Annotated in this window: 12 protein-coding genes and 1 other RNA gene; 7 read left to right on the top strand and 6 right to left on the bottom strand. The window is 63.0% G+C overall.

Annotated features, from left to right (window positions below):
- Positions 1-140: 140 nt before the first annotated feature.
- From ACIQ17_RS03465 to ACIQ17_RS03455, 3 genes are all read right to left on the bottom strand, one after another.
- Positions 141-269, bottom strand: a complete 129-nt coding sequence (locus tag ACIQ17_RS03465; RefSeq protein WP_398465407.1) for a hypothetical protein — start codon at positions 267-269, stop codon at positions 141-143.
- A 176-nt stretch (positions 270-445) separates the two neighbouring features.
- Positions 446-765, bottom strand: a transfer-messenger RNA (tmRNA) gene (gene ssrA, locus ACIQ17_RS03460).
- A 42-nt stretch (positions 766-807) separates the two neighbouring features.
- Positions 808-1,509, bottom strand: coding sequence for a GntR family transcriptional regulator (locus tag ACIQ17_RS03455; RefSeq protein ID WP_398465405.1), 702 nt, complete (start codon positions 1,507-1,509; stop codon positions 808-810).
- A gap of 108 nt (positions 1,510-1,617) precedes the next feature.
- Here ACIQ17_RS03455 and ACIQ17_RS03450 point away from each other — a divergent pair, with 108 nt between their 5' ends.
- The 7 genes from ACIQ17_RS03450 (at position 1,618) to ACIQ17_RS03420 (ending at position 9,541) form a co-directional block, all read left to right on the top strand.
- Positions 1,618-2,601: a Bug family tripartite tricarboxylate transporter substrate binding protein gene (locus ACIQ17_RS03450; RefSeq protein ID WP_398465403.1), complete on the top strand. Its 984-nt coding sequence runs from the start codon at positions 1,618-1,620 to the stop codon at positions 2,599-2,601.
- 60 nt (positions 2,602-2,661) lie between these two features.
- Entirely contained in the window at positions 2,662-3,801 is a 1,140-nt protein-coding gene (locus ACIQ17_RS03445; protein ID WP_398465401.1) for a mandelate racemase/muconate lactonizing enzyme family protein, read from the top strand.
- Positions 3,802-3,817: 16 nt separating this feature from the next.
- Positions 3,818-4,723: a fumarylacetoacetate hydrolase family protein gene (locus tag ACIQ17_RS03440; protein WP_398465399.1), complete on the top strand. Its 906-nt coding sequence runs from the start codon at positions 3,818-3,820 to the stop codon at positions 4,721-4,723.
- Positions 4,716-5,678 carry a hydroxyacid dehydrogenase gene (locus tag ACIQ17_RS03435; RefSeq protein ID WP_398465397.1) on the top strand — a complete coding sequence of 321 codons (963 nt, stop codon included), beginning with the start codon at positions 4,716-4,718 and terminating at the stop codon, positions 5,676-5,678. Before ACIQ17_RS03440 ends, ACIQ17_RS03435 begins: the two co-directional genes overlap by 8 nt.
- Before the next feature lie 7 nt (positions 5,679-5,685).
- The gene (locus ACIQ17_RS03430; protein WP_398465396.1) at positions 5,686-6,825 is read left to right on the top strand and encodes a mandelate racemase/muconate lactonizing enzyme family protein; all 1,140 of its coding nucleotides are present in this window, start codon (positions 5,686-5,688) and stop codon (positions 6,823-6,825) included.
- Positions 6,818-7,846: a Bug family tripartite tricarboxylate transporter substrate binding protein gene (locus ACIQ17_RS03425; RefSeq protein WP_398465394.1), complete on the top strand. Its 1,029-nt coding sequence runs from the start codon at positions 6,818-6,820 to the stop codon at positions 7,844-7,846. Before ACIQ17_RS03430 ends, ACIQ17_RS03425 begins: the two co-directional genes overlap by 8 nt.
- A 231-nt stretch (positions 7,847-8,077) precedes the next feature.
- Complete coding sequence (locus tag ACIQ17_RS03420; protein ID WP_398465392.1) at positions 8,078-9,541, top strand: L-lactate permease; 1,464 nt, start codon at positions 8,078-8,080, stop codon at positions 9,539-9,541.
- Here ACIQ17_RS03420 and hflX read toward each other — a convergent pair.
- The 3 genes from hflX to ACIQ17_RS03405 form a co-directional block, all read right to left on the bottom strand.
- Positions 9,538-10,920, bottom strand: a complete 1,383-nt coding sequence (gene hflX / locus ACIQ17_RS03415) for a GTPase HflX (protein ID WP_398465390.1) — start codon at positions 10,918-10,920, stop codon at positions 9,538-9,540. The genes ACIQ17_RS03420 and hflX overlap by 4 nt on opposite strands.
- 23 nt (positions 10,921-10,943) lie before the next feature.
- Positions 10,944-11,186 (bottom strand): RNA chaperone Hfq, encoded by a 243-nt coding sequence (gene hfq, locus ACIQ17_RS03410; RefSeq protein ID WP_211908183.1) that lies wholly within the window; start codon positions 11,184-11,186, stop codon positions 10,944-10,946.
- 192 nt (positions 11,187-11,378) lie between these two features.
- The gene (locus ACIQ17_RS03405) at positions 11,379-12,236 is read right to left on the bottom strand and encodes a D-amino-acid transaminase (RefSeq protein ID WP_398465387.1); all 858 of its coding nucleotides are present in this window, start codon (positions 12,234-12,236) and stop codon (positions 11,379-11,381) included.
- Positions 12,237-12,263: the final 27 nt, after the last annotated feature.

Genomic DNA, 12,263 nt, shown 5'->3' with positions numbered 1-12,263 from the left:
GGTCACGATCGCCCCCGATGGTGTTCGGGATCAATGTACCGAGCGAAATTTAAAATGACGGCGCGGAAATGCCTCGCATTGCCACGCCGCTGCTAACGCAGGTTAATTCCAATGGATGAGCTTGCGGTGACCGCGTTACGCTAACGCGGCGGCAGGAAGGTCGCCGCATTGATCACCGCGACCGCCGCAAAGGTCACCATCCATAGTGGCCATACCGGCGCATCGGCCGGATTGTTGAACCGCCGTCCAACGCCAAAATTTCGCGCCATGGGTTGCTCCTTCTGTCCGATCCTGAATGCGTAACAGTTCGCATTTCAAAGTGATCGAAATGCGTCGCAGTCTTGGCAACAGCTTGCAATCGAGCGCTTTCGGACGCGGCGGCTCGACGCAGTTCGATTGCGTCCGAGGCGCCCAAAATAAAACCGCGCCATCCCGAAGGATGACGCGGCCGGCCGTTCTGTTGCTAGGTGGACCAACCCCGAACGGTTACGCCGCGAGGCGCACTTCGTTCATGCTAACGTTATCGTTGGCATTTAGGTTTTTGACCCGATAACGGCGGTATCATGCCGAGCACAATTCGCGACTTCTTCGCAGCCATCGATCCTGTTTCGCCCCCGCCTGAGCAGCCCTGCATCAAATCCAGAAGCTGCTGAGGTGGAGGCGCCGGGTACTGCCCCCGGGTCTGCCTGCGGTCCATCGTGAGGTTCAGCGCCATCGTCTTGCGACAGGATCAATATAGGCAGGGCGGCGGTTAAAATCTAGGTGCTGCGGCCCGTTGTGGATGGGCCATTTGGCGAGGCGAGAAACTCAGCCGGCCGCAGCTTCAGGCATCGGGCGTCGCAGTTGGCCGCCGGCGTCGGCCAGACTGCTCAGATACTGGGCCGCTTCCATGATGTCCGCGACGATTTCCCACTCGGCCGCCTCACCATCGCCGGCGACGATCGCCTTCAGCGTGGCCGTGTGATGATCCCACCCCTTCAGCAACACGACATATTCGGGAATCACGAAGGACAGGACCGGACCGCAGCGAAGCCACATGTTCTCGATCGTTTCCACCAGAATCGGAACGCCGGACATCGCATAGATCTCGAAGTGAAACTTGCGATGATGCTCGAGATAGCTTTCGAGCGAACGTGCCGCGATCAGCGACTGCATCTTTGTGAGCAATGCCTGAAGCCGTTCGAGTGATGCGGCCTGCGGCCGTCTTGCTGCCTCGCGTGCGGCGCGCCCTTCGAGCGCGCAGCGCACCACGGTGAGGTCATTGAGTTCGCTGTGTGTCAGATGCGGCACGATCGCGGCGTTGCGGGGCCCTTGCTGCAAGACGCCCTGCGCCACCAGTCGGGTGACCGCGTCGCGGACCGGCGTGATCGAGGTGCCGAACGTCTCCGCCAGGGATCGCAAGGTCAGCACCGTGCCCGGCGCAAAACGGCCAGCCAGCAGCGCGTCGCGGAGCTGCGCATGGGCCAGATCCCAAAGCGGTTCACGTTCAATGCGCTTGAGCGATGTCATTCCCTGCTCGCTAGCCTACCCAACCCCGATTCCGCAAATCGCATGCAGATACCGCGTTGACCTCCTATCATGTTTGTTATAACAAACAACAAAAATGGGAGGAAAACAATGTTGAGCATCACGTCCTTTGGGCGTGCAGCGCTGTGTGCTGCCGGTCTTGGTTTACTTGCGGTTTCACCGTCCTCGGCCCAGTCCGGGTTCCCACAGAAGGACATCACCTTCATCGTCCCGTGGAATGCGGGCGGCTCGAATGACGTGGCGGCCCGCGCGCTGGACCCGATCCTGCGTGAGCACGGCATCAAGCTGGTCATCGAAAACGTGGCCGGTGCCACCGGCGTCATCGGCATGAAGCGCGTCGCCAGTTCGACGCCGGACGGTTACGTCATCGGCATGGGCACCAGCTCGACGCTGGCGCTGATCGCCCAGAACAAGGCGAACGGCCTGACCAACAAGGACTTCACCCATATCGCGCGCGTTTCGACCGATCCGCTGATGCTGCTGGTCGCGTCGTCCTCGTCGGTGAAGTCTCTGCCCGACTACATCGCCAACATGAAAGCCAAGCCCGGCAAGGTCACCATCGGCACGCCCGGCAGCTACAATCTCAATCACATCTTCGCATCGATGACCGCGCGTGCTGCCGGCGTCGAATATGTGAACGTACCCTATACCGGCGGCTCGAAGGTCGTTGCCGACCTCATCGGCCAGCACGTGGACTCCGGCGTGCTGAAGCCGTCGGAGACACTCGGCCAGATCCAGGAAAAGCTGCTCACGCCGGTCGGCATTTTTGCCAATGAGCGGCTGGAGATGTTCCCGGAGGTGCCCACCTTCAAGGAACGCGGCTTTGACGTTTTCCCGTACGGCCCCGTCGTGCAGATGGCCTATGTCGTCGGCCCCGCCGGCCTGCCCGATGATGTGCGCACCAAGCTGGTGACAGCCTTCCGGGCTGCCATCCAGGACCCGCGCTTCAAGGAATTCGCCAAGAAGAACGTCTTCCTGGTGGACGACCTCACTGGCGACGCGCTCGGCAAGGAAGTCGACAGCGTTGCCGTCGCCATCGGCAAGGTCGCCGCACAGACATTCCCGAAGGAATAACCGCAGCCGGCGATGTGTCGCCGGCTGCACTCATCTGCCGTACTCGTCGAGGACCTGACATTGAAAATCAAGAAGATCACCTGCCACGTTGTTGCTGCTCCCGTGCAGCGTCCGTTCACCTCATCGCGCGGATGGCTCTACAAGACGCGTGGCACCTGCCTCGTCGAAATCGAGACCGATGACGGCATCGTCGGCTGGGGCGAATGCTATGGCCCCTCTGCCGTCGCAAAGGCCTTCATCGATACCCAGCTGGCGCCGCGCGTCGTCGGCCGCGATCCGTTCGACGTCGAGGTGATCTGGGAAGACCTCTATAATCGCATCAAGGACTACGGCCCCAAGGGCATGTCGATTGCCGCCATCAGCGGCATCGACATCGCGCTGTGGGACATCATCGGCAAGGCCTGCAACAAGCCGGTTCACAAGCTGATCGGCGGCGCCTTCCGCACCGAGGTCGACTGCTACGCGACCGGCCTGTATTTCACGGACATGGAGCGCCTCGTCGATGAGGCCGTCGAGGAGGCCGAGGGCTATAAGAAGGCCGGCTTCAAGGCGATCAAGATGAAGATCGGCCTCGGCTCCATCAAGCGCGACTATGAGCGCGTGAAAGCGGTGCGCGAGGCGATCGGCGCCGACATCAAGCTGATGGTGGATGCCAATCACTGCCTCACGGTGCCTGCCGCTATCAAGCTCGGCCGCAAGCTGGAAGAGCTCGATATCGAATGGTTCGAGGAGCCGATCTCGCCGGAGGACATCGACGGTTATATCGAGGTGACGCGCGCGCTCGACATGGCGGTGGCCGGCGGCGAGAACGAATTCACCCGCTGGGGCTTTCGCGACGCCATCGTGCGCAAGGCGATGGATATCGTGCAGCCTGACGTCTGCGCGGCCGGTGGCATCACCGAATGTAAGAAGATCGCAGCGCTCGCCAGCACCCATGGCGTCGAATGCGTGCCGCATGCCTGGGGCTCGGTGGTCGGCCTCTCCGCCACCATCCACTTCCTCGCCTCGATCCCGAACCAGCCGCCAAGCCTGTTCCCGATGCCGCCGATGCTGGAATTCGAGCAGGAGGAAAACCCCTTTCGCGATCATCTCGCCGTCAAGCCGATCAATCAGGTCAACGGCGTGATCGCCGTGCCGACCGGCGCCGGCCTCGGTATCGAGGTCGATCGTTCGGTGATCGACAAATATCGCGTCGCGTGATGGCGGGGCTGCGATCATGAGGTTCGTGACCTTTGTCGAGCAAGGCTCAACCCGCGCCGGCGTCCTGCAGGGCGATGGCACGAGCCCGACCGACACCATCTTCGATCTGGCCCATCCGTCCATGCGGGCGGACCTGAACGGCACGGCGCCGCAACTGCAGTCGTTCCTCGATGCCGGCCTCGGCAAGATCGTCAGCATCCTCGCCGCGCATGGTCTAGCGGATGCCGCCCGGCTGACGCTCGACAAGGTGACGCTGCTGGCGCCGCTGCCGATGCCGCCGCGCATCTTCGGCATCGCGCATAACTATCGCGATGCCGTTGCCGAACGCGGCATCGCGCCGCCGCCGGAGCCGGTGCTGTTCATGAAGACGCCGAAGACGGTGATCGCTCCCGGACGCAGCATCGTGCTGCCCGCCGGGATCGGCGGCTGCACGTATGAAGCCGAACTCGCGGCCGTGATCGGCAAGCGCGCTGTGAATGTGTCGAAGGAGCAGGCGCTGGAATATGTCGCGGCCTATGGCTGCTTCAACGATGTCAGCGCCAGCGAGATGATCAAGGCCGATGGCAGCTTTGATCGCGGCAAGAACATCTCGACCTTCGGTCCGTTCGGCCCGTTCCTCGCTTCGGCCGACGAAGTGCCGGATCCGCACGCACTCGGAGTCACGCTGACGGTGGACGGCAAGGTGCTGCAGCGCGGCTCGACCAGAGACATGATTTTTGGCGTAGCCGAACTCGTCTCGTGGCTCTCGCATCGTGGTCCGCTTGAACCCGGCGACGTCATCGCCACGGGCACCCCCGCCGGCGTTGCAGCGATGCACAAGCCGCCGGCCTGGCTCAAGGCGGGCTCGACCGTCATCGCGACCGTCGAGAGTCTCGGCCAGCTCGCCAATCCCATCACGGAAGGACCGGCCTTCGATGCCTGAATTGCCCACCATCCTCCTGACCAATCCGATGCATGCCGATGGCGAGGCAGTTCTCAAGCCGCATGCGCGGCTCATCACGGCACCCGACACCAGGCCTGACACGCTGCGTGCATGGGCGAAAGATGCCGATGGCATCATCGTGCGCGCCAAACTACCGGACGACATCGTCGATCATGCGCCGCGTCTGAAGGGCATGGTGCGCCATGGCGTCGGGCTCGATTTCATTCCGGTTGATGCCGCCACGGCCCGCGGTGTTGCCGTGGCCAATCTGCCGGGCAGCAATACGTCGGCAGTTGCCGAATATGCAATGTCGGCCGTGTTGCATCTGCGGCGTCCAATTCATGTGATGGATGAATTGATGCGAAGCACGGGTTGGGGCGATGCACGCGCCACGACGGATGGCTTCACCGAGTTGAACGGCGCCACGCTCGGCATTCTCGGTGTCGGCACCATCGGGCGCCGCATCGCGCAGATGGCCAAGCAGGGCTTTTGCATGAGGGTGATCGGCACCTCGCGCCGCAAGGGCGCGTTGCCCGCCGATGTGGAAGAGGTCTCGCTCGATCAGCTCTTTGCCCGCAGCGATGCGCTGGTCATCTGCTGCTCGCTGACAGATGAAACGCGCGGTCTCGTCAATGCCGCACGTATCGCGCAGATGAAGCCGGATGCGGTGTTGATCAATGTCTCGCGCGGCGCGGTGGTGGAGAATGCGCCGCTAATCGCCGCGCTGAAAGACGGCAAGCTCGGCGGTGCCGCGCTGGACGTGTTCGACATCCAGCCCCTGCCCGCCGACGACGCGCTGTTCGATTGCCCGAACCTGCTGCTGACGCCGCATGCCGCCGCGCTGACCGCCAGCAGCAGCCGCGACATGGCCGTCGGCGCCGCGGAAGAAATGCTCCGTATCCTGCGTGGCGAGACGCCGCGCAATCTCGTCAATCCCGGTCACAAGGCAGCATGAGGCTCCCATGAAAATTACAGCAATCAAAGCCGTTCCGATCTCCTACCGCGTGCCACAGGGCCAGAATGTCCGCCTCGGCATCGGCCGCGCCGTCAAGCGCGACGCCGTGCTGGTGAAGGTCACGACCGATGAAGGCTTGACCGGCTGGGGCGAAGCGCATCACGGCCGCTGCCCCGGTGCCATCGCCAAGCTGATCGACACGACGATTGCCGAACTCGTCACCGGAATGGATGCCATGAACGTCGTCGGTGTCTGGCATCGCGTCTATCAGATGCAGCTCTCCAGCCACGGCATGGGCTATGCCGCCGCCATGGCGCTGAGCGGCCTTGATCTCGCATTGTGGGACATCCGCGCCAAGGCCGCGGGCTGGCCGCTCTACAAGCTTCTCGGTGGCGCCTCAAAACCGATCAAGGCCTATGCCGGCGGCATCTCGCTTGGCTGGCAGGCGCCGGAGTCTCTCGCAGAGGAAGCGCAGGGCTATGTGTCGCAAGGTTACCGTGCCGTGAAACTGCGCGTTGGCGACAATCCGCGCGATGACGTGGCGCGTGCTGCGGCCGTCCGCAAGGCTGTTGGCGATACCATCGAAATCCTGGTCGATGCCAATACCGGCTACACGCTCGACGATGTCCGCCGCGTCATGCCGGCCTATGACGATCTGCAGATCGGCTGGCTCGAAGAGCCGTTCCCGGCGCTGGACTATCGCTCCTATCAGGCGGCTGCCGCGATGGGCTCGACGCCGCTTGCTGCCGGCGAAAACCATTTTACCCGCTACGAGTTCAACCGCCTGATCGAGGATCGTGCGGTGAGCTTCGTGCAGCCGGATCTGTCGAAGACAGGTGGCGTGACGGAATCCATGCGCATCGCGGGCATGACCCAGGCATGGAAACTGTCGTTCAATCCGCACACTTCCGCGACAGGAATCAACATGACTGCGACCATCAACGTGCTCGCTGCCGTGGAAGACCCCGGCTATTTCGAAGGCGACGTCGCCAAGCACAATCCGTTCCGCGATGAAGTCGGCGGCATTCCCTACAAGCTCGACGCCAATGGCTGCGTCGCGCCGTCGGAAATCCCGGGCCTCGGCGTCGAGATCGACGAAGCCTTCATCAACGCCCATCCACTGATCGAAGGACCTTGCTATGTCTGACACGCGTCAGGTGGAAGTCGTACTGCGCGCCCAGCGTTTCGTTCACTTCGCCTGCCGCGCGCTTATCCTCCTGCTGGTTGGGACCGCCTGCGCATACGCGCAGGCCACCCCTCCGGCAGGCGAGGCCTATCCCAGCAAAACCATCAAATACATCGTCCCTTATCCGCCCGGCGGCTTCAACGACACGCTCGGGCGGATCTTTGCGCAAAAACTGCAGGAGTCGCTCGGCGTCCCTGTGGTGGTCGAAAACCGGCCCGGCGGTGGCACGCTGATCGGCACCGAGGCTGTCGCCAAGTCTCCGCCCGATGGCTACACGCTGCTCGGCATCGCCTTCCCGTTCGGGGCCAATCCCAGCATCTACCGGAACCTGCCCTATGACACGGTGAAGGATTTCACGCCGCTGATCTTTGCCGGGCAGACGCCGAACCTGCTGGTCGTGAAACCGTCGCTGCCGATCAATTCCGTCAAGGATCTGATCGCCTATGCGAAGCAAAATCCCGGCAAGGTTACCTACGGCTCGACCGGCATCGGCTCCTCGAACCACCTGTCCATGGAGCTGTTCAAGAGCATGGCGGGCATCGACATCGTCCATGTGCCTTACAAGGGCAGTGCACCGATGGTGAATGACATGCTCGGCGGTCACATCGACGTTGCCTTCGACAATACCCCCAATGTCCTGCCCCAGGTGAATGGCGGCAAGCTGCGCGCGCTCGGCGTCAGCAGCAAGGGGCGCACCGCGCTCGCCCCGGATGTGCCGGCCGTCACCGATGCAGGCGTCCCCGGTTACGAGGTCAATGTCTGGTTCGGCGTCGTCGGACCGGCGGGCATGCCCGAGGATATCGTTCGGAAGCTCAATGCGGAGATGAACGCGATCCTCAAGCAGGAGAATGTCCGGCGCCGTTTCCTTGACCAGGGCGTCGAGCCGGTCGGCGGAACACCTGCAGCTTTCACGGAGCAGATCAGCACAGAGATCGGCAAATGGGCGAGGGTCGTGAAAGACGCCGGAATCAAGCCGGAATAGATCCGTGGGCAATGTCATCATCCGTCAGCGGATGGCAGCCCTTCCGCATCCGGCGCACTGATTGATTTCACGGCGCTGGCGCAGCGCCGCGACACGAGGCATTGTGAGCGCGCAAGAAGGGCGCTGCAATGCCACGGGTCTTATGTTGATCGTACCTTTTCAGCTCGCTCCGGATGATCGCGCGTCGCTTGCGCGACCGGCCTCCTGACCAGCGCGTTCGGGGGCTGAGCTTTGCTTTATCTCGCCTGGGCATTACCTGCGATCGCTGTGATCGGCGTTATCGGCAGCGGATTGGGTGGTGCCCTGCCCGCCTCGCTGATCGGCCTCGCCACGGCTTTCGCCGTCGCAATGACGACGGCGCCACACGTCTTTTCAATCGCCGATGCCAGCACGGCCTTGCTGCGCGGAGCGTGGATCGGCTGGATCGTCGTTCCCTATATCCTTGGCGGCCTGCTGTTCTGGCAAATGGCGATCCGGACCGGCAATGCCGCCATGCCGGTCGAGGAATCGCTGCCTGACGCCCGCGCCCGGCGGCGCCTGCTGTTCACGGCCTGCTATCTGATCGGCCCCTTTGCAGAGTCCGCAACGGGCTTCGGCATCGGCATCATGGGGACCATGGTGCTGATCCGCCGCCTCGGCCTGAAGCCGATCGAGTTGCTCGCCTTCTCGCTGATCAGCCAGACCATGATCGTCTGGGGTGCCATGGGCAGCGGTGCGGTCGTCGGCGCCGCGTTCGCGCGCATGGACCCGACCGCCCTCGCGCTGCGCACCAGTGCAATCTACATGATCTTCAACGTGCTGTGGCTGCCGATCTATTGGCGGATGGCCGATCGCGCCGGCATCGGTGCCGACTGGCGCGAGCGCGTCAGCGAAATGGTGTGGCTTGTCGGCAGCCTGGGATTGGCCATTGTTGCAACGGCGTATCTCGGACCGGAGCCGGCGATGCTGGCGGCTTTCGGCCCGGCCATCGTGCTGCGCTACCTGATCGATGAACGGCCGGATAACGCGAAGCTCCTAATTGCAGCCCGGCGCATGCTGCCTTTCACGCTCCTGATCGGCTGGCTCGCCGCGACGCGGCTTGTGCCGCCGCTCAATCAGGGCCTGCAGGCGGTGTGGCGCATTCAGCCCTTTGACGGTGTGCCCATCTGGGCACCCTTGTTCCATGCCGGCACATGGCTCGTCATCGCTGCACTCCTGACTGGCGTTCTGCGCGGCCATCGTCATGCCCTGTCGAGCGAGATCGGCTCAGCCTGGAAGACCGGGCGCCTCGCCGTCATGACCATCGTCATCTTCTCGATGATGGCCGAACTGCTGTCGCGCTCCGGCATCGCCGATGGTCTGGCGCGCGGCATGTACAGCACATTCGGGGTCTGGTCGGTGACGGTGACGCCGATGATCTCGGCCGTGTTCGGCGCGCTCGCCAATAGCGGCAATGCCGCCAATGGCCTGTTCATGCCGTCGCAACTGAGCTTGGCAACCGAGGCCGGACTTGATGTCGCGGCTGTGGTCGCCTTGCAGCATGCGGCTGCGCTATCGCTCAACATGGTGTCGCCGGTGCGGATGTCGATCGTCTGCAATCTTGCCGGAACGCCCGGCCACGAGCGCGACGCCTATCGCGCGATGCTGCCATTCATCACGGTGATTATCTGCGTGTTGCTGTCGATCTCGGTGCTGATCGCCACCCGCGCGATCTAGTCTGCGCGCAGCACCGCATTGAAACGATTGATCACGACGTCGCGCTTGGTCTCGTCCACACGCACGGTCATGTCGAAATGGCCTTCGTGCAGTTCCTTCACCAGCACCTCGGCATTGCGATGCAGCCAGCTGATGCCGGCGCCGTCGGCGGCGTCGATCGTGAGGTCGAGGGTGATGCGCGTGGCGGCAAGCCGGTCCTCGATGGCGGTGAGGAGTTCGTTCACGCCCTCGCCCGTCACGGCAGAGACCATGAACACCGGGCTTTCGGTGGGGCGTCGCGCGGCGATATTCGCGAGGTTTTCGCGCTCTTCTTCCGAGAAGCGGTCGATCTTGTTCCAGACTTCGAGAATGCGTGCGCCCGCACCTGCATCCATGTCGATGCCAAGCTGGCGCAGGACATTGTCGACGTCGCTCTGCTGCGCTTCGGCATCTTCATGGGAGATGTCGCGCACATGCAGGATGATGTCGGCTTCCAGCACCTCCTCCAGCGTCGCACGGAAAGCGGCGACGAGTTGGGTCGGCAGGTTGGAGATGAAGCCGACGGTGTCGGACAGCATCGCCTTGCCGCCATGGGGCAGCGTGAGCGCGCGCAGCGTCGGATCGAGGGTGGCGAACAGCATGTCCTCGGCCTGCACGTCGGCGCGGGTCAGGCGGTTGAACAGCGTGGACTTGCCGGCATTGGTGTAGCCGACCAAGGCCACGACGCGATACGGCACGCGCTGGCGGCCGGCACGATGCAGCCGACGCGTGGCCTGCACCTTCTTCAGGTCGGCCTCGAGCCGGCCGATGCGGTCACCGATCATGCGGCGATCCGCTTCGATCTGGGTCTCGCCGGGACCGCCCATGAAGCCGAAGCCGCCGCGCTGGCGCTCAAGATGCGTCCATGAGCGTACTAGGCGGCTGCGCTGATAGTTCAGATGCGCGAGTTCGACCTGCAGCGTGCCTTCCTTGGTCTTGGCGCGGCGGCCGAAAATTTCGAGGATGAGGCCGGTGCGATCGAGCACTTTGGCCTTCAGCTCTTTCTCGAGATTGCGCTGCTGGATCGGCGACAGGGCGCAGTCCATGACCACGATGCCGATCTCGTTGGCGGCGATGAGACCCGCGATCTCCTCGACCTTGCCCTTGCCGAGATAGGTGGCGGGACGAATCTGGCTGAGTGGGGCTGCGACCGCCTCGATCACCTCAAGATCGATGGCGCGTGCGAGACCGACCGCCTCTTCGAGCCGGGCTTCGGTGTCGCGGACATGAGCATAGGCGCTGGCCTCGGCATCGCCGCGGCGTTCGCGCAAATAGGGACCGACCACGAGAACGCGGCCGGTCGATTCGCTGCCGGCCGCGGGGCGGTCGGCAGCATTGCCTTCGAAGCTACGAAATTCCAATCAGAGATCTTTCAGGCGTTCGCTCAGGCTTCTTCGCCGCCTTCGAACAACTGGATCGGCGCGCCCGGCATGATGGTCGAGATCGCATGCTTATACACCAGCTGCGAGTGACCGTCGCGGCGGAGCAGAAGACAGAAATTGTCGAACCAGGTGACGATTCCCTGCAGCTTGACGCCGTTTACGAGGAAGATCGTCAGAGGTGTCTTGGTCTTGCGAACGTGGTTGAGGAAGGTGTCCTGTAGATTTTGTGCGCGGTCTGCCGCCATTTTTTTTAATCCCGCAGTCTGTTGTGTCTGTTTTGTTGCTTTTCTTACGCCCGGCCCGCCCTCTCTGGGGCGTCGCCTGACTGTCTCATCGCCCAAAGATCCCCCTCGGGGCGCGAAACGCCGCGATTAGACGGCAGACGGCGTGTGAAGGCAAGCCGCCACACGGAATCGTGCCTGGAAATGCGGCAAACCTTACGCAATGTCTGCAAATTTATGGAATTCCTGGCGCAAACGCAGCGCAGTCGGTCCCGGCTTACCGTTGCCGATCGGCTTTTCATCAATGGCGATGACCGGCATCACGATCTGACTCGCGGAGGACACGAAGGCCTCGGCGGCATTGGCGGCCTCCTCCGGCGTGAAGTTCCGCTCCTCCAGCTTGAGCTGCAGCGAGGCCAGCACCTCGACAAGCACGGCACGGGTGATGCCCGACAGGATGCCTCGCTCGGCACTCTTGGTGATCACCTTGCCGTCCCTGGTGATGATCCAGGCATTGCAGGAAGCACCTTCGGTGACAAAGCCCTTGTCGTCCACATACCAGGCTTCATAGGCGCCCTTGTCGCGGGCTTCTTGCCGGGCCAGCACGTTTGGCAGCAGGCCGACGCTCTTGATGTCCACGCGCGGCCAGCGGTTCTCGGCGGTGGTGATCACCTTCACGCCCCGTTCGGCCGACGCCTGGTTCTTGGCAAAGTTCAGCGATTTCGCTGTCACAACCACACTCGGCTTCACCTCGGGCGACGGAAAGCCGTGATCACGATGGGCCACGCCGCGGGTGACCTGCAGATAGACGATGCCGTAATTGATCCGGTTGCGGCGGACGACTTCTTGCATGATGACCTTCAGCGAGGTCAGCGCCATCGGCATGGCGATGCGGAGTTCACGCAGCGAGCGTTCGAGGCGCGCCATGTGACGCGGGAAATCGACCATCTTGCCGCCGACGATCTCGCAAACCTCATAGACGCCGTCGGCAAACTGATAGCCGCGATCTTCCACATTGACCGCGGCGTCGGACAGGTTGTCGTAGCGACCATTGACATAGGCAATACGCGACATCGTCGATTTCCGTTGCGTGAGTGAGAG

It is taken from the genome of Tardiphaga sp., assembly GCF_044340795.1.
GTDB lineage: Bacteria > Pseudomonadota > Alphaproteobacteria > Rhizobiales > Xanthobacteraceae > Tardiphaga.
Note: the sequence above shows the minus strand (reverse complement) of the source record. Positions and strands in the feature narration are given on the sequence as shown.